At 42.1% G+C, this 16,611-nt stretch carries 17 protein-coding genes and 1 other annotated feature; of the genes, 4 read left to right on the forward strand and 13 right to left on the reverse strand.

The features are described 5' to 3' along the window. Positions 1–432: 432 nt before the first annotated feature. A complete protein-coding gene (locus OIT90_RS08005; protein ID WP_247544496.1) occupies positions 433–780 on the forward strand; it encodes an Ig-like domain-containing protein in 348 nt (115 codons plus the stop codon). 52 nt (positions 781–832) lie between these two features. Here OIT90_RS08005 and udk read toward each other — a convergent pair whose 3' ends face one another. The 13 genes from udk to OIT90_RS08070 form a co-directional block, all read right to left on the reverse strand. Further along, positions 833–1,465, reverse strand: coding sequence for a uridine kinase (gene udk / locus OIT90_RS08010; protein ID WP_024423106.1), 633 nt, complete (start codon positions 1,463–1,465; stop codon positions 833–835). Positions 1,466–1,472: 7 nt separating this feature from the next. Further along, positions 1,473–2,741: a peptidase U32 family protein gene (locus OIT90_RS08015; RefSeq protein ID WP_024423107.1), complete on the reverse strand. Its 1,269-nt coding sequence runs from the start codon at positions 2,739–2,741 to the stop codon at positions 1,473–1,475. A 20-nt stretch (positions 2,742–2,761) separates the two neighbouring features. Then, positions 2,762–3,691, reverse strand: coding sequence for a peptidase U32 family protein (locus OIT90_RS08020; protein ID WP_064497887.1), 930 nt, complete (start codon positions 3,689–3,691; stop codon positions 2,762–2,764). After that, on the reverse strand, positions 3,688–4,353 hold the full coding sequence (locus tag OIT90_RS08025) for an O-methyltransferase (protein ID WP_039180249.1): 666 nt from the start codon (positions 4,351–4,353) through the stop codon (positions 3,688–3,690). Before OIT90_RS08025 ends, OIT90_RS08020 begins: the two co-directional genes overlap by 4 nt. Before the next feature lie 211 nt (positions 4,354–4,564). Continuing rightward, positions 4,565–5,647 (reverse strand): endolytic transglycosylase MltG, encoded by a 1,083-nt coding sequence (gene mltG / locus OIT90_RS08030; RefSeq protein ID WP_039180252.1) that lies wholly within the window; start codon positions 5,645–5,647, stop codon positions 4,565–4,567. Between the two features lie 73 nt (positions 5,648–5,720). After that, positions 5,721–6,809 (reverse strand): acetyl-CoA C-acyltransferase, encoded by a 1,089-nt coding sequence (locus OIT90_RS08035; protein ID WP_106025816.1) that lies wholly within the window; start codon positions 6,807–6,809, stop codon positions 5,721–5,723. Further along, positions 6,797–8,263 (reverse strand): acyl-CoA synthetase, encoded by a 1,467-nt coding sequence (locus OIT90_RS08040; RefSeq protein ID WP_144491371.1) that lies wholly within the window; start codon positions 8,261–8,263, stop codon positions 6,797–6,799. The genes OIT90_RS08035 and OIT90_RS08040 overlap by 13 nt, the downstream gene beginning before the upstream one ends. Continuing rightward, a complete protein-coding gene (locus OIT90_RS08045) occupies positions 8,260–8,826 on the reverse strand; it encodes a biotin transporter BioY (RefSeq protein ID WP_106025814.1) in 567 nt (188 codons plus the stop codon). Before OIT90_RS08045 ends, OIT90_RS08040 begins: the two co-directional genes overlap by 4 nt. A 154-nt stretch (positions 8,827–8,980) precedes the next feature. After that, positions 8,981–9,262 (reverse strand): DUF1292 domain-containing protein, encoded by a 282-nt coding sequence (locus OIT90_RS08050; protein WP_024423112.1) that lies wholly within the window; start codon positions 9,260–9,262, stop codon positions 8,981–8,983. Between the two features lie 15 nt (positions 9,263–9,277). Further along, positions 9,278–9,694, reverse strand: a complete 417-nt coding sequence (gene ruvX / locus OIT90_RS08055; RefSeq protein WP_034279935.1) for a Holliday junction resolvase RuvX — start codon at positions 9,692–9,694, stop codon at positions 9,278–9,280. Positions 9,695–9,697: 3 nt separating this feature from the next. Next, positions 9,698–9,964 carry an IreB family regulatory phosphoprotein gene (locus OIT90_RS08060; RefSeq protein ID WP_008358522.1) on the reverse strand — a complete coding sequence of 89 codons (267 nt, stop codon included), beginning with the start codon at positions 9,962–9,964 and terminating at the stop codon, positions 9,698–9,700. Positions 9,965–10,053: 89 nt separating this feature from the next. Next, positions 10,054–12,690, reverse strand: coding sequence for an alanine--tRNA ligase (gene alaS / locus OIT90_RS08065; RefSeq protein ID WP_474892426.1), 2,637 nt, complete (start codon positions 12,688–12,690; stop codon positions 10,054–10,056). A gap of 80 nt (positions 12,691–12,770) precedes the next feature. Beyond that, positions 12,771–12,978: a binding site (T-box leader), on the reverse strand. A 44-nt stretch (positions 12,979–13,022) separates the two neighbouring features. Continuing rightward, positions 13,023–14,087, reverse strand: coding sequence for an AI-2E family transporter (locus OIT90_RS08070; protein ID WP_058839007.1), 1,065 nt, complete (start codon positions 14,085–14,087; stop codon positions 13,023–13,025). A 230-nt stretch (positions 14,088–14,317) separates the two neighbouring features. Here OIT90_RS08070 and OIT90_RS08075 point away from each other — a divergent pair, with 230 nt between their 5' ends. From OIT90_RS08075 to OIT90_RS08085, 3 genes are all read left to right on the forward strand, one after another. Continuing rightward, complete coding sequence (locus OIT90_RS08075; protein WP_024423116.1) at positions 14,318–15,046, forward strand: amino acid ABC transporter ATP-binding protein; 729 nt, start codon at positions 14,318–14,320, stop codon at positions 15,044–15,046. A gap of 13 nt (positions 15,047–15,059) precedes the next feature. Continuing rightward, positions 15,060–15,869 (forward strand): transporter substrate-binding domain-containing protein, encoded by an 810-nt coding sequence (locus tag OIT90_RS08080; RefSeq protein ID WP_474892427.1) that lies wholly within the window; start codon positions 15,060–15,062, stop codon positions 15,867–15,869. A 77-nt stretch (positions 15,870–15,946) separates the two neighbouring features. Beyond that, the gene (locus tag OIT90_RS08085) at positions 15,947–16,600 is read left to right on the forward strand and encodes an amino acid ABC transporter permease (RefSeq protein WP_218677136.1); all 654 of its coding nucleotides are present in this window, start codon (positions 15,947–15,949) and stop codon (positions 16,598–16,600) included. Positions 16,601–16,611: the final 11 nt, after the last annotated feature.

The raw sequence follows: 16,611 nt of genomic DNA on the forward strand, positions 1-16,611 counted from the left end.
GGTCTAAAATCGCACAAACTGTGGAAAGGCACAGGAAGCTCCTGTACCTCGTTCGGCCATTTCGATCATATGTAGAAGAATAGCTTACCCATTCTCCATCTTCCAATACATAATATGGTCAGTGTACGATATGTCTATGCTATATTATTACAAAATTGCGTTTTGATCAAGAATTGTTTGAAAATTTGTGATGATTTGTTTGTCGTTTTTTTAATATACTTTTTCAACTTCATTCTTTCGCTATGTGGTAGTGATTTCTCCAACTCTTCTTTTCTTCATTGTTTTCTTATCATATCAAACCCTCAAGATTTTTTCCGATAATGCTGCTTTCATAAATGTTCACATATCATTAACAAATATTAACAAGGAAATATTTGGTTTTTGTTGAATTCTATCAATGCAAGACCAAATATATGCTAGGGAGTGTTTTAAATGAACATGAAGAAAACAATTGTTTCTGTTCTATCCATCTCTACCTTATCTTTTTCACTAATGGGCATGGCTTCAGCCAAAGAAACAGCGGATTTCACAGTCAATCACAGTTCTTCTGGATTTCAAACTTTAGATGTGATTTCGATTCAAGATTACAGTTTACCTTTAAGAGTTGGTGAGCGGCACTCGGTCTATGATTCTGCAGCTACACGTTATTGGACAGATAACCAGAGTGTAGCTTCTGTTAGCTCTAGTGGACTAGTGACCGCTCATTCAACTGGTAAAGCCACTATCACTCTTTATAAAGGATCGTCTATCTTAGGACAAGTTTTCGTGACTGTTTATTAATATGATGCTGAAAAGACCTTTACACTGTAAAGGTCTTTTTCTTCGCCACCATTTACTCTGCTCGGTTTTGAAGAATGGTTTGAATTTTTGTGACCATTAAGTCTATTGCCACATGGTTTTGGCCGCCTTCTGGGATGATGATATCGGCGTATCGTTTTGTCGGTTCAATGAATTGATTATGCATCGGTCTGACAACAGATACATATTGTTCGATCACAGAGTCGATCGACCGGCCTCTTTCCTTCGTATCGCGTAAAATGCGGCGGATGATGCGAAGGTCTGCATCTGTATCGACATACAGTTTAATATCCATTAAGTCTCTCAAACGTTCATCTTCGAGCGCAAAGATACCTTCAACGATAATGACATCCTTCGGCTCAACATGAACAGTCTCTTCTGAACGTGTGTTCAGTTTAAAATCATATATTGGTTTTTCAATGGATTCGTACCTTAGGAGCTGTTCCAAATGCTCAAACATCAGGTCATTGTCGAATGCAAGCGGATGATCATAGTTCGTGAGCAGGCGCTCTTCAAATGGCATATGACTTTGATTTTTGTAATATAAATCTTGCTGAAGCATGAGGATGGAATGTCCTTTAAATTTTTCATAAATCGAATTGGTGACGCTCGTTTTACCTGAACCCGAGCCGCCAGCAATACCAATGACAACTGGTTTACTCCTCATGTGGCTGTTATTTCCCCTTTCTCATCATGTTGCTAGGGTATACTTTTTGATCAAGCTTGAATTTGACGATTTGCAGCGGATGACGAGCGGCATCTAGTTCATTTCCTTTTTCATCCCAAATCGTCTCAATTTTGCATGTGAAATTCTCAATTTCTGGTCCGAAGAATTCGACTTCGTCGCCTTGCTTAAAGAAGTTACGCTGCTGCAATGTCACGATTTGTTCTTTTTCATCATAATGAAGAACAAGACCTGCGAAATCAAAGGTCGTTTTCTTTCCATGAATGCCAAACATTTGTTCATCTGTTCCTGGTACGCCTTCGAAAAAGGCTGGTGCTGTGTCACGGTTTGCACATTTATCTAATTCATCTAACCATTCCTGCTGAATGACAAAATTGTCTGGATCAGCACAATACGCATCAATGACTTTACGATACACACTGACAACAGTGGCAACATAATGAATGGATTTCATCCGTCCTTCGATTTTTAAGCTGTCAATTCCCATTTCGATCATTTGAGGAATGGATTCAACAAGCTTCAAATCTTTTGGACTCATCGCAAATGGTGCATCTTCTTCACCAAATAATGGTGCTTCCTCAGAACCTTCTAGTTTATAAAGATCATAATCCCAGCGGCAGGACTGGCAGCAGCCTCCGCGGTTAGAATCTCTTGCCGTCATATGGTTACTGAGCACGCAGCGGCCAGAGTATGCGATACACATCGCACCATGAATGAATGTTTCGATTTCAATATCGACTTTTTCTTTCATTTCTCTAATTTCTAGCGCACTTGTTTCACGTGCAAGCACCACACGCTCAAGCCCTTCTTCCTTCCAAAATTGAACAGCTTTCCAATTTGAAAGAGATTGCTGTGTGCTTAAGTGGACTTCAAGCTTCGGTGCAACACGTTTACATGTTTCAATGATCAGTGGATCAGCTACGATAATGCCTGCTACTCCAGCGCCTTCAATCCCTTGAAGGTATTCCTCCAGCCCATCCATGTTTTCATTGTGGGCGAAGATATTCGTTGTCACATAAATGCGTGCGCCATATTTGTTTGCAAATGCGACGCCCTCTGCCATTTCTTCAATAGAAAAGTTATCTGCATTAGAGCGAAGCCCAAATTCTTTCCCACCAATAAAAACAGCGTCAGCTCCATAATGTACAGCAATTTTCAGCTTTTCCAAGTTTCCTGCGGGTGCAAGCAGTTCTGGTTTTTTTGTAATGACACGTTTCCCATCAATCATTTCAGAAATACCATCTTTCAATAATGCCATTTCCTCTGCCTCCTCTTATCTTAATAAACCGTTTCTTTAAAGAAGAATCCTGTATCAATCGAACGATTCACTGGCTGAATCTCTTCAATTCGCTTCACCCAGTCCTCTTTCTGATCTTCATACGCGTCTTTGTCAGTCGTTAGTAAATCAATTGCTTTTCTATAAAGTGATGTCACCTCTGTCATATAAGAAAGTGACTTTAAAATTCCGTCAATTTTAAATGAGTCAATGCCTGCGTCAACAAACTCTTCTAATTCGTCAATCATACACACATCATTTGGACTCATAATATGTGTCCCGTTGGCATCCTCGAAAATAGGGTATTTGTTTTGACGCTCTTGGTCATGCAGGAATAGCCCTTCCTCCATATGTCTGCCTACGACATCCATTTGTTTGCCCTGGTATTCAAAGTAGTTGCCGATGAGCGTACGTTTTGATTGAAACATACATGTCATGCCATGGACCTGGATTTCAATCTCCACTTCAGCATTTTCTTTGATGTCGATCACACTGTCCATATTCAGCTCTTTTGCAAGAACAGCACGCGATGCACCTTTTCTACCCCAGTAGTTACAAGTGTAATAGTTTGTCCCAGTCGTTTCTGTACTCCAGTGAAGATTCAGGTTCACTCCTGTTTCCTTTGCAGCCATGATCACGGCTGGGTCTCCAAAGACGACACCGTCCACGTTTAATGAATCGAGAAAAGTTAAATAATCTCCAAGCAGCTGGACGCGGTCATTATGAAAAATTGCATTCATCGCCACATACACTTTTTTCTGATGGGCATGTGCAAGCTCAACCGTTTGTTTCACATCTTCTCTTGAAAACTCACCTGCAAGACGAATACCGTATGTTTGTTCGCCTATTAAGAATGCATCAGCTCCTGCCTCAATTAATGGCATGACGTCTGACACGCTGCTTGGCGTTACAAGCAATTCTGGTTTCTTCATGATTGGTCACCTCTTTTTGTACTAATGGCGATCCCGTCTCCAACTGGAATAATGCACGTTTGGAAATCAGGGTTTGACATGAGCCATTGATTGTATCGATCAATTTTTCCAATTAATTGTTTTTTTCGTTTATCTTCAATTTCTTCTTCATAATTCGTTGCCACTAAGCCTTTGAATAATACATTGTCTGTAATAATCATTCCGTCATGAGCAAGCATCGGTTCAAACAATTCAAAAAAACGCTTGTACTGCCCTTTTGCAGCATCAATAAAAATCACATCATAGGGCGCCATCGTTTGGACCGTTTTAGCCGATTCCATCGCATCACCAAAAAACACGTGTATTCTTTCTTTTAACTTTAATTCCTCAATGTTCCGTGTCGCTTCTTCATAGCGCTTTGCATTTCGCTCAATCGTATAAATCTCAGCATCTGGCAGAGCTGTTGCCATTCGAATGGCGGAATAGCCAATCGCTGTCCCAACCTCAAGAATTTTCTTCGGCTTTTTCATCGAAAGAAGCTGCAGTAAAAGCTCGATGCTCACCTTTTCCATAATTGGCACATGATGCTCTTTTGCATATATCTCTAATTGAGCGATTGCATCAGGACTTGGGTGAATTAAATGTTCAATATAATCATTTATTCGATCATCTTCGATAGTCATTATCTGTCTAGCTCCTTCATGACCTGAAAAAGAAGAGTCCTGCCTATTGCAGCTCTCTTTCTCGTCAATCTTTCGTTCATCTAAGTAAAAACAACCCGATATATTTTACCACAAAGAAGTGGTAATTGCGAACCTATAAAATGGATATTCCAACGAAAAAAACTGCAGGCAATCTCGTATTGTCTACAGTCTTTTTCGATTCACTTGTACGTTAATTGCTGCCTGTGATGTATTTCGCTTTTGCTTTATTATGCTCATTTAACGTTTTCGTAAATACGACTTCTCCATTTTTCTTCGCAAGGAAGTAAACGTAATCCGTTTTCTCTGGATGCAGTGCTGCTTTCCAAGAGGATTCACCAGCATTTGCAATAGGTCCAGGCGGCAGCCCTTTGTTGTTATACGTGTTATAAGGAGATTTCACTTTTAGGTCTTTGTAATAAACGCGGGATTTATGCTCACCAAGTGCATAAAGAACGGTTGGGTCAGTTTGAAGCGGCATGTCCTTTTTCAACCGGTTATAGAATACACTTGAGATTTTTGCCCGATCTGTCTTTTCTGTTGCTTCCATTTCAATGAGTGATGCCATCGTTAACACATCATGTATGGACATGTTTCTCTTTTTCATGTCTTTTTCATACGTTTTCACGTATTGATCTGTTTGTTTAATCATCGTTTCAATGATCGTCTCGAGTGATTCATCCTCACGATAAAATGGATACGTAGCAGGGAATAAGTAACCCTCTAACGGATGTTTCACCTGTTTCCCATTCACCTGTGATGTCACGGTTTTCGGATATTTTTTCATTAGTGTTTGAATAAAAGCAGGATCATCCAGCTTTGCTTCAACTTCCTTCGCTGAAAAATTCGTCTGATTTGCAATAATCGCTGCAATATCAGATAGCTGTCTTCCCTCTGGAATCACAAGCTGAAAGGCGTAATCTGTTCCGCCAGATGTCAGCTTTTTGATCAGCGTGTCTGCGTCCATTGTTTGTTTCAAATGAAAATAACCCGCTTTAAAGCCGGACGCATTTTTGTATTTCGCATAATAAGTGAAAATCGTGTCATTCGAAATGAGCCCATTTTCTTTTAAAATGCCCGCAATTTCGCGCACAGATGTCCCATTTGGAATATGAATATTAATCGTTTGTTTACTTTTTTGATCGACCGGTCCGAGTGCTGATTTAACATATAAAAAGCCTGATAATGCTGCAATGATGATGACAGCAAGGACAGATAACAGGACGATCCCCATTTTTCTTTTGAAGAATGGTCGTTTCTTTTGTTCTGAAAACATGCATGGCCCTCCTCACATCTAGCTTTTATAGTACATGATTCGACGGAGTTCGGCAATTCCTTGCTCATGCATGTCATGACAAAACTTGCCACAAAACGGCTAAACCAACACCGCCACCGCTTCCAATAGCAGCCATGACATAGCTTCCATTCGGTAAGGTGTGCGCTTCATAAAATAATCTCACCATCATAGCAGCTCCTGACGCGCTGTATGGATGCCCAAGGCATAGTGCACCGCCTCTTCTATTGATCCGGTCATATGGTATCCCCAGCATGCGGGCAATAAGTGCTGCTTTCAGCGCAAATGCTTCATTGATTTCAAAAAGCGCCACTTCCTCTGCCTTGATGTTCTCTTGATGTAAAAGTTTCTTGATCGCATCAATCGGTGAAGCAGCTGGAAAATGAGGATGTATCGCTGTCACAGCACTTCCGGCATACCGCAGCATCGCCTTACATCCACTTGCTTCCGCTAACGATCTTTCCATCACAGCGACAGCAGCTGCTCCGTCTGCTTCCTTACAGCTATTGGCGGTGGTCACAGTTCCTTTCCCCGGCAAAAATACAGGTTTTGCCCGCTTGATCAGCTTTGTCATTGGTCTTATTTTAGCAGCTGCTTGATCTATACTCAGCCCGTCTACCGAAACGATTTCTTCTGCATATGTACCATGTTTAAATGCGGCTAAACTCCTTTCCCAGCTTAAAAGGGCATAGTCATCTTGTTCTTTTCTTGTAACAGAAAATGCCGACGCGGTCAGCTCTGCTGCTTCTCCCATATGTGGATCTCCTATCCACTCCGGTGAAAAGCGGGCTCTTTCTTTCATTGGTGATCTGGAAATGCTCTCAGTCCCGCCAGCGATATACATCGAGCCCTCCCCCGATTGAACCATGATGCAAGCTGTTCGGATCGCTTCAAGACCAGAGGCACATTGCCTGTCAATCGTCATACCGGGAACGTGTAAAGGAAGCCCTGCTTCTAATGAGGACAGACGGGCCATATTTCCACCGCCTCCGACGACATTGCCTAATATGACGTCATCTGGTGTCATGTTCTGAGACAAATGCCGAATAAGGGGAGCGGCTAATTGCTCTGGGCGATAATCTTTCAGCATCCCATTTTTGTCACCGAAGGGTGTTCGTTTTGCTTGTACGATCATCGCTTGCATGACAATTGCTCCTCCGCCCACCTTTTCATGCTCACGCGGGCAATTTTTCCGCCGGATGTTTCAATCATTTGATCAATCATAAGCCATTTTTTTGGTACCTTGTAGGCCGCAAGCTTTTCTTTAACAGCTTGTCGAACCACCTTTATTTGCTGCACTTGCTCCAGTATGGCAACAGGGATTTCACCCCAATATGGGTCAGGAACGCCCACCACAATCGACCGCTTCACCTCTGGCTGTTCATTTAGCACACGCTCAATTTCCTCTGGGAAAATATTCAGACCTCCATAGACGATCATGCCATTCTCACGACCGCTCATATACAGATAACCGTCTTCATCCAGCCATCCCATATCGTAAACTGTCAGCCACTCCTGCGGCGGTTTCTCCTCATGTAAGTAACCTGAAAAAGTCATTGGGCTCTTTACATAAATCCTCCCTGTTTCATTTGGCTGACAGACAGATTGATCGGGCCGCCTTACTTCTACTTGAATGGAGGAGAAAGGCCGTCCAACAGAAGAAGGTTTTTGCAGAAAGTCATTTGAAGACAAGTAAGAGACAAAACTTAACTCTGATGTACCATAAAAATCAAAAAAAGTGATATGTGGATAGTTGGAGACGAGCTGTTCTTTTGACGAGATGCTCCAATCTGCTCCCGATGACATGACAAGAAGCGGATTGTCTCCTTTAAAAGCATCGATTTGCAGTAACGTTTCTGTCATTGTTGGGACAGTATACATCACGGTGATATCACCTGTCTCTAAGGCTTGCTTCGCTTTTCCTGGCACAAATTTTTCTAAAAGCGTCACTGTGCCGCCAAAGTATAATGTACTGATAGCACCATATAAAAAGTGAGAGGATAAGAGTGTACCTAATATAAGAGCATGATCTTGATGAGTGATTCCAAATGAAGCAGCTGTCATTCGAAAGCTCTCGATCCATGATTGCTGACGTCTAATAAAGGCTTTCGGTGAGCCTGTTGAACCTGACGTAAATCCCATATAAAAGACAGGATCCTTCTCGGTATCGCAGTTGTTACAAGGATTGATGTCTGTGAGAAGGCTCATTCTTTCCTTCCATTCAGATAAAGAAAGAATCGGCATGTCCACGCTTCCCTGTTCAAATCTTTTCATCAATCGATCCTCTATAATGGCGAGATCCGCCTCACTTAACAAGAGCTTTTCTACACATTCTTGATGACTCCATCTCGGATCAAGCGGAACGGCTGTCCACCCTGCACAAGCAGCGCCCGCAAATATTTGAAGAAAAGAAGCACCATTTGATAATAAAAAAGCGATTCTTTTTTGCTGATGAGCCGTTCCTTGTAACCACTGTGCCGATCTCTGCACACGTTCATACCAATCTTCATATGTAATGCTTTCTTGCTCATCTATGATGGCAATCTGATCTCGTTTCATTTCTGCATGTACTGCATAGCTTTCCGTTATTCTGTTCAAACTGCACGCCTCCCTTTATGCAGATCCCTTTTTCGATATGACATGGCCTGTATGATTTTGACCGTAAAGAAAGCGCACATTCCCGCTTTGATGAGATCACCTGGAAGATAAATCAAACTAAGGAAAGCCGCCTGCGACACCTTAATATGCATCATCATGGCTTGAAAAGGAATACCGCTCATATACAAAATCACAATACTGCAAACCGCATAGATCACAAAAAGACGCAGTGCGGTTACTTTTTTCAGCCGGTTCACCCATAAGCTGATCATGAAGGCAGCAACAGGATAAGCAAGAAGAAAACCACCACTTGGACCAAAAAAGACCCCTATCCCGCCTCTCCCACCTGACAAAAGAGGTGCGCCTGCTGCCACAACCAAAAGAAAAAGACATAAACTGATCAGTGCTTGCTTTGGCTTTAACAGCCCCCCAGCAAGCAAAAGACCTGCGGTTTGCAATGTAATCGGTACAGGTGTAAATGTCAGTAAAATCGGCGGGATCAAGCCTAACATCCCGATAACCGCTGTCATTAACGCTATTTGCATCATATCTTGAATTCTCAATATTCATGCCCCTCACTCAATTTATTGTTAAAAATAGAGTAAAAGGTACAGTTCATTATGTCAACATGAAATAAATTTAAGTTAACATAATGATCGTAAAAAAAGACCTGTGAAGAAAGATCAAGAAGATCTGTTCACAGGCCTTTTATTCGTTCTATTCTTCGTCTTCTTGATCTAAGAACGTGTTTAACGTTTCTTCAATCATGTCCCACTCTTCATCCGTTTCAATCGGCTCTAGCTCGCCATCTTCACCGTCTTCGTTCGGTGTGAAGCTTGATGCATGAATTTCAATTTCCTCATTGTCTTGCTCAGAAATTGGGTAGTAAAGAACATAAGATTTGTTAAAATGGTCGCTTTCAAAAGTAAATAGTACTTCGCAAAGCTGTTCATTTCCATTATCATCAACGATTGTAATTTGCTTTTCTCCGTGTTCCATTTGATTCACCTCATTTTAATTTAAGCTGTCTAAATATCCTTGCAGGATCATAACAGCCGCCATTTTATCAATGACTTTTTTACGCTTTTGTCTGCTCACATCTGCAGAGATGAGCATTTTTTCCGCTGCCATTGTTGACAGACGCTCGTCCCAAAGCACAACAGGAACATTGTACGTGTTTTCTAGCACTTTCGCAAATGATTGGCTGGCTTCGCCTCTAGGACCGACCGTGCCGTTCATATTTTTTGGAAAGCCAAGTACAATTTTATCCGCTCCATATTCTGCAACAATCTCAGACAGGCGGCTGAGACCAAAGTCTCCGCCTGCTTCATCAATTTTAATTGTTTCAATCCCTTGCGCTGTCCATCCCATTTCATCACTGATCGCAACACCAAGGGTTTTCGTGCCTAAATCTAAGCCTAAAATTCTCATGTTTTACGCCTCTTTATGTGTCTCTAAGTACGATTTAACCAATTCCTCAATTAATTCGTCTCGTTCTAGTTTACGAATTAGGTTGCGTGCATCCTGATGTCTTGGAATATAAGCAGGGTCGCCTGACAGCAAGTATCCGACAATTTGATTGATCGGGTTGTATCCTTTTTCTTGGAGTGCGTCATGAACTGTAATGAGCACTTCATTCACATTGGTTTCAGCTGAATCATCAGAGAAGTTAAACTTCATTGTCTTATCAAATGAACTCACTGCTTCTTGCACCTCTCTTCCAACATTCTACTAGCAAGCTTTTTTCTAACCGCTCATCTAATACCATTATTCTACACTACATCGCCTGATTATAAAACGGATTTGACAGATTCTTCGACAGATGCCAGTGCTTCTTCAAGTTTTTCTGGTTGTTTTCCGCCTGCTTGTGCCATATCTGGACGTCCGCCTCCGCCTCCGCCGCAGATTTCAGCTGCCTGCTTCACAAGCTTCCCTGCATGCAGACCTTTTTCGATCACGTCTTTTGTCACTCCTGCTGAAATGTTTACTTTTCCGTTTTGAACGGCTCCCAGGACGATGACAGCTGATCCTAATTTAGCTTTCAAGTCATCAACCATTGTTCTTAAATGGTTCATGTCTTTAGCATTTACTTTTTCAGTTAATACTTTTACTCCGCCAATTTCAGTCACTTTCTCTAAAATAGAGCCTGCTTCTGCTTGGCTTAATTTCGCAAGAAGAGATTCGTTTTCTCTTTGAACCTCTTTTAAATCCGCCTGTAATGAAGCGATTCGTTTTGGAACGTCCTTCGTATTTGACTTCAGCTCATTTGCTGCCTGTTCTAAAATCGCCAGCTGGTCATTTAATTCTTCATAGGCACCTTGACCAGTCACAGCTTCAATACGGCGTGTTCCAGCACCAATACCCGACTCAGACGCAATTTTAAACAAACCGATTTCCGCAGTGTTTTGCACGTGACAGCCGCCGCATAGCTCGATGCTGTAATCGCCGACTTGGACTACGCGGACAATATCGCCATACTTTTCGCCAAACAGCGCCATTGCGCCCATTTCTTTTGCTTCAGCAATTGGCTTCAGGTCAATCGCAACCGAAATGCCTTCCCAAATCTTTTCGTTCACGATTTTTTCAATTTGAGACAATTCTTCTTTCGTCACTTGTCCAAAGTGAGAGAAATCAAAACGAAGTCTGTTTTCATTCACCAATGACCCTGCTTGGTTCACGTGGCTGCCTAATACATCTTTTAGCGCCTGATGCAGAAGGTGTGTCGCTGTATGGTTTTTCACAATACCTTTTCGAAGAGCTGATTCCACTTCTGCAGTGACTTCGAGACCTTTTTGAGCCGTACCGCTTACGACGACTCCTTCATGGACATGCTGACCGTTTGGCGCTTTTTTCACATCTTTGATCTCAATGATGGCTTCTGCACTTTTTAGTGTCCCTTTATCCGCTACTTGTCCGCCGCTTTCCGCATAGAATGGAGTTTCATCTAACAAGATTTGCACCGTGTCTCCTTCATGTGCTTCCGAGACAATTTCACCATTTTGAAGCAATTCAATGATACGGGCATCTGCTGTTAGATTTTCATAGCCAACGAAGGTGCTTTCTACTTTAATATCGCCTAGAGCGCCCCCTTGAACCTGCATACTGCCGACATCTTGTCTCGCATTTCTTGCTCGTTCACGCTGCTTCTCCATTTCCGCTTGGAAGCCTTCTCCATCAACTGTCATGTTCTCATCTTCTGCGTATTCTTCTGTTAGCTCGACAGGGAATCCATACGTATCATACAGCTTAAATACATCTTCACCTGAAATTTTTGAGCTGCCTTTGTCTCTTTCTTTTTTGATTACTTCTGACAAAATGGCTAACCCTTCGTTCAGTGTTTCGTGGAAACGTTCTTCTTCGTTTTTGATGACTTTCGCAATAAATTCTTCTTTTGCTTGTACATCTGGGTAGAAGTCTTTCATGATTTCAGCAACAACTGGCACTAAATCATACATAAACGGACGGTGGATATGGATCGTTTTTGCATAACGCACAGCGCGGCGCAGCAAACGTCTTAATACATATCCGCGGCCTTCATTGGAAGGAAGCGCTCCGTCACTTACAGCAAAGGCAACTGTCCGGATGTGGTCAGCAATCACTTTGAATGCTGTATCCTTTTCCTTTGTTTCGCCATAGCTTTCTCCAGAGATCGTTTCGACTGCGCGAATAATTGGCATGAATAGGTCTGTATCGAAGTTCGTCGGCACATTTTGAATGACAGATACCATTCGTTCAAGACCCATCCCTGTATCAATGTTTTTCTTCGGCAGTGGTGTGTATGACCCATCTGGATTATGGTTGAATTCAGAGAACACAAGGTTCCATACTTCTAAATAACGCTCGTTTTCCCCGCCTGGATATAATTCTGGATCGTTCATGTCGTGACCGTATGATTCACCGCGGTCATAGAAAATTTCTGTATTCGGTCCGCTTGGGCCCTCGCCAATATCCCAGAAGTTGCCTTCCAGACGGATAATACGTTCTTCAGGCACACCAATTTTATCTCTCCAAAGGATATACGCTTCTTCATCCTCTGGGTGGACTGTCACAGATAACAAATTCGGATCAAAGCCAATCCACTCGTCACTTGTGAGGAATTCCCACGCCCATTCAATGGCCTCTTCTTTAAAATAGTTACCAATAGAGAAGTTGCCAAGCATTTCAAAGAACGTGTGATGGCGTGCTGTCTTCCCTACATTTTCAATATCATTTGTACGAATCGATTTTTGCGCGTTGCAAATACGCGGATTTTCAGGTACGACGCGGCCATCAAAGTATTTTTTTAATGTTGCCACACCACTGTTGATCCATAAAAGTGTCGGATCGTCATGCGGTACAAGAGACGCACTCGGTTCTACAGCATGTCCTTTTTCTTTAAAGAAGTCTAAAAACATTTGACGTACTTGAGCTGAAGTTAAAGTTTTCATTCAAAAATCCTCCCTTATCATTCATCAATCTCCACACAAACGAAAAAACATCCCGCCCTATGCAAGCACAAAACGACTTACACAGGGACGAGATGTTCTCGCGGTACCACCCTGATTATAGACAAATTCGTCTATCACCTTCACATCCGATAACGCCGGAAGAGAGCGGCAGTGTTTATCTGCACTCGGGACTAGCTTCCGTTAAAGGTCTGATAAGGCTTTTCTCAGCAAATAAAGCCTCTCTCTGCAACAGCTTTTTAACGTACTCGGGTCCGTCATTGAATTTCAATATGTATGAATCGAAATTATTATAGACAACTCGGCTCGTCTTGTCAATGAACGCTTCGTCTCATCAGGATATATTGCACAATGATCACCCTGATAATTGCAGCTGCTGGTACGGCTAAAATCATCCCAATTAAGCCAAACAGCTCTCCTCCTGCAAGCAAGACAAGCATAATGACGACAGGATGCATATGAAGACTTCGCCCTACAATGATTGGGCTGAGGACATTACTCTCTAAAAATTGCAGCACCGCTACTGTGATCAGTACAATGATGACCGATTTCACCGAGATGGTAAACGCAATAAAGATGGCAGGAACTGCGCCAATAATCGGTCCAAAATAAGGAATCACGTTCGTTGCCCCTATCAGCATCCCAAGAACAAGCGGATACGGGATATGAAAAAGCCAGAGCACAATGGCTGCTGCACCCCCGATTAAAGAACAAACAAGCAACTGCCCTCGAATATAATCACCAAGCGATTCATCCACTGCTTTGACAAAAGCTTTTCCCCTCTTTCTAAATGATGGCGGCGTTAAATACCATGCCGCCCGCTTCATCGTGTTCATATCCTTCACCATATAAAAAACAAGAAAAGGAATGAGTGCTGCGACTAATGCGTAATCAAATAAAACCTTACAGCTAAGAATCATCCGCTCAGCACTATTGGCTGCATATGTCTCCGATTGAACAATGAAGCGGTCTAAGCGGTCGTGAAGTCCGTCAGGCCAGTGGCTCGTATGACGATGAATATGTGATAAAGCGCCATTATAAGTTTCGGCGAGGACAGGAATTTGTTCTGACAGCTCATTTAACTGTGCGATCATCACAGGCGCTCCTTTATAAACCGCAAACCCAATCCCGCCAAAAAACAGGACATAGATGAGTAAGAGACTGACTGTTCTCGGCAGCCCTCGTGCATGAAGTCTTTCCACAATCGGATAAAGCAGATAAGAAATAAAAATGGCGATGAGAAGCGGAATGAGAACCGCCTTCAGCAATAAAAAAACAGGCATCCATAACTCGTCGAGCTGCAGTAAAATGAGCAAGGATGCAAGGACAAGCAGGATCCCTGCAGCATATATCAGAAATTGGATCGGACGTTTCTTCACCTTTTTCACCTCTTTTCTTATTGTTTAACCATCTTCTGCAATTATCCACGTAAATAAAATTTGTCCTAACTTTGTTAAAAATGAATACACATGAAACATACAACTCCATCCAAAGTCACTATTTGCTGTAAAATCTCGTCAGAAAATATTCCATCATTTACTTCTTTTTACACAAGTTGTGCTAGAATCCACTTTAGCTTTAGCCAATGAAACATAAGAGGAGGTTCTTCATGATCACATTCGAAGAAGTCAACAAGCATTATGGCCAGTTCCATGTACTTAAGGACATTAACCTACATATTCAAAAAGGGGAGGTTGTTGTGATCATCGGTCCTTCAGGATCTGGTAAAAGCACGATGCTCAGGTGTATCAATCGTCTTGAAAGCATTGATGCGGGAAAAGTTCTCGTCAACCAAGTGTCTGTTCAGCATCCGAAGACCAACATCAATCTTGTCAGGCAAAATATCGGAATGGTCTTTCAGCATTTTCACCTCTATCCGCATAAGACGGTGCTTGAAAACATTATGCTTGCGCCGATGAAGGTCAAAAAAGTGAGCAAGGAAGAAGCAAAGGAAACAGCTGAATTTTATTTAAATAAAGTCGGCATTCCTGAAAAAGCAGACACCTACCCTTCACGACTCTCAGGCGGACAGCAGCAGCGCGTTGCCATTGCAAGAGGGCTTGCGATGAAACCAGAGGTGATGCTTTTTGACGAACCGACATCTGCACTTGATCCAGAGATGATCGGCGAGGTATTAGATGTGATGAAGCAGCTGGCCCGTGAAGGCATGACCATGGTTGTTGTCACGCATGAGATGGGCTTTGCCCGTGAAGTGGCCGACCGCATTGTCTTTATTGATGAGGGCAGAATTCTTGAAGAATCAACACCGGCTGCATTTTATGAAAAACCGCAAGAGAAACGTGCTCAATTATTTTTAAGCCGTATTTTAAATCACTAGGGGGAATGGTTTAATGAAAAAAATGAAACGCTTTGGCCTGCTGCTCTTTATGACTTGCTGCATCGCCGCTTTGGCTGCTTGCGGATCTACAGAAAAAGGCTCAACTGATGCAAAACAAGGAAGCTCATTAGAAACCATTAAGAAAGACAAAAAAATCATTTTCGGTGTAAAAAATGACACACGGCTATTCGGTCTAAAAAATCCGAGCAGCGGTGATATTGAAGGATTTGATATTGATATTGCAAAAGCCATCACAAAGGAAATACTCGGCGATGAAGGAAAAGCAGAATTTAAGGAAGTGACATCTAAAACAAGAATTCCCTTGCTTCAAAAAGGAGATATCCATGCGATTGTAGCCACCATGACAATTACAGAAGAGCGTAAAAAAGAAGTCAATTTCTCAGATGTTTACTTTGAAGCAGGACAATCACTGCTTGTGAAAAAAGGAAGCGACATTCAGTCCATTGATGATCTTAAAAAAGGAACGAAGGTGCTGGCCGTGAAAGGATCTACTTCTTCTCAAAATATCCGTGAGAAAGCACCTGAAGTATCCGTATTAGAATTTGAGAACTATCAGGAGGCTTTTACAGCATTAAAATCAAACCAAGGGCAAGTGCTGACAACTGATAATGCGATCTTATTTGGTATGGCAGATGAAGATTCAAATTATGAAGTGGTCGGCGGCACCTTTACAGATGAGCCTTATGGCATTGCTGTGAAAAAAGGGAATCAAGAATTAACTGATGCGATCAATAAAGCCTTAAAAACGTTAAAAGACAATGGTGAATATGACAAAATTCTTAAAAAATGGATCAAAGAATAACATTTGATTGGTTAACATCAATGCCTCAGGTGAGCCGCTCAATGGCTCCCCTGTTGATCAGGAAGGAAGTGAACTGATTGCTGCGGTTTTCCATTCTCACTGAAAATTTCCATCTTTATTTAGAAGGCTTTAAATATACCCTTGGTGCAAGTGTCATTGCTCTGATTGGAAGCTTTTTGATCGGTACACTCATTGCCATTATGAGAATTGCGCCATTTAGGCCGCTCAACTGGTTCGGAACGGCTTATGTGGAATTTATTCGGAATATTCCGTTATTATTGATCACCTTTGTTTTCTTCTTTGGTTTACCCGTGCTAGGTATTGTAGCAGATGGCTTTACTGCTGGAACGATCGCCCTTGCCATTTATACGTCTGCCTTTATTGCTGAAGCCATTCGTGCAGGGATACAAGCTGTACCGCTTGGACAAATGGAAGCAGCCCGCGCTTCAGGTCTGTCATATGGCGGGACGATGCGGTATATCATTTTGCCTCAGGCGATTAAAATCGTCATTCCCCCTCTTGGGAATCAATTTATTAACCTTGTCAAAAACTCCTCGATTTTAGGTGTCATTGCAGGGTTTGATCTCATGTATCAAGGTGACCTTATTGCATCTAGAACATTTGTGACGTTTGATGTCTACATATTTGTTGCCATGTTCTATCTGCTATTAACCATTCCGCTTAGTCTAGGCGTTGGTTATTTAGAAAGAAGATTAGCAAGAAGCCACTAGAGAGGAGGAAT

The organism is Bacillus sp. ABR (assembly GCF_056172715.1).

What these genes read in the sequence shown, in the direction of transcription:
- udk (WP_024423106.1), bottom strand. Translation starts at nt 1,465, where the DNA reads ATGAGGAGTAAACCAGTTGTCATTGGTATTGCTGGCGGCTCGGGTTCA.
- OIT90_RS08015 (WP_024423107.1), bottom strand. Translation starts at nt 2,741, where the DNA reads ATGGCATTATTGAAAGATGGTATTTCTGAAATGATTGATGGGAAACGT.
- OIT90_RS08080 (WP_474892427.1), top strand. Translation starts at nt 15,060, where the DNA reads ATGAAAAAAATGAAACGCTTTGGCCTGCTGCTCTTTATGACTTGCTGC.
- ruvX (WP_034279935.1), bottom strand. Translation starts at nt 9,694, where the DNA reads ATGAGAATTTTAGGCTTAGATTTAGGCACGAAAACCCTTGGTGTTGCG.
- OIT90_RS08075 (WP_024423116.1), top strand. Translation starts at nt 14,318, where the DNA reads ATGATCACATTCGAAGAAGTCAACAAGCATTATGGCCAGTTCCATGTA.
- alaS (WP_474892426.1), bottom strand. Translation starts at nt 12,690, where the DNA reads ATGAAAACTTTAACTTCAGCTCAAGTACGTCAAATGTTTTTAGACTTC.
- OIT90_RS08020 (WP_064497887.1), bottom strand. Translation starts at nt 3,691, where the DNA reads ATGAAGAAACCAGAATTGCTTGTAACGCCAAGCAGCGTGTCAGACGTC.
- OIT90_RS08005 (WP_247544496.1), top strand. Translation starts at nt 433, where the DNA reads ATGAACATGAAGAAAACAATTGTTTCTGTTCTATCCATCTCTACCTTA.
- mltG (WP_039180252.1), bottom strand. Translation starts at nt 5,647, where the DNA reads ATGTTTTCAGAACAAAAGAAACGACCATTCTTCAAAAGAAAAATGGGG.
- OIT90_RS08035 (WP_106025816.1), bottom strand. Translation starts at nt 6,809, where the DNA reads ATGCAAGCGATGATCGTACAAGCAAAACGAACACCCTTCGGTGACAAA.
- OIT90_RS08025 (WP_039180249.1), bottom strand. Translation starts at nt 4,353, where the DNA reads ATGACTATCGAAGATGATCGAATAAATGATTATATTGAACATTTAATT.
- OIT90_RS08050 (WP_024423112.1), bottom strand. Translation starts at nt 9,262, where the DNA reads ATGGAACACGGAGAAAAGCAAATTACAATCGTTGATGATAATGGAAAT.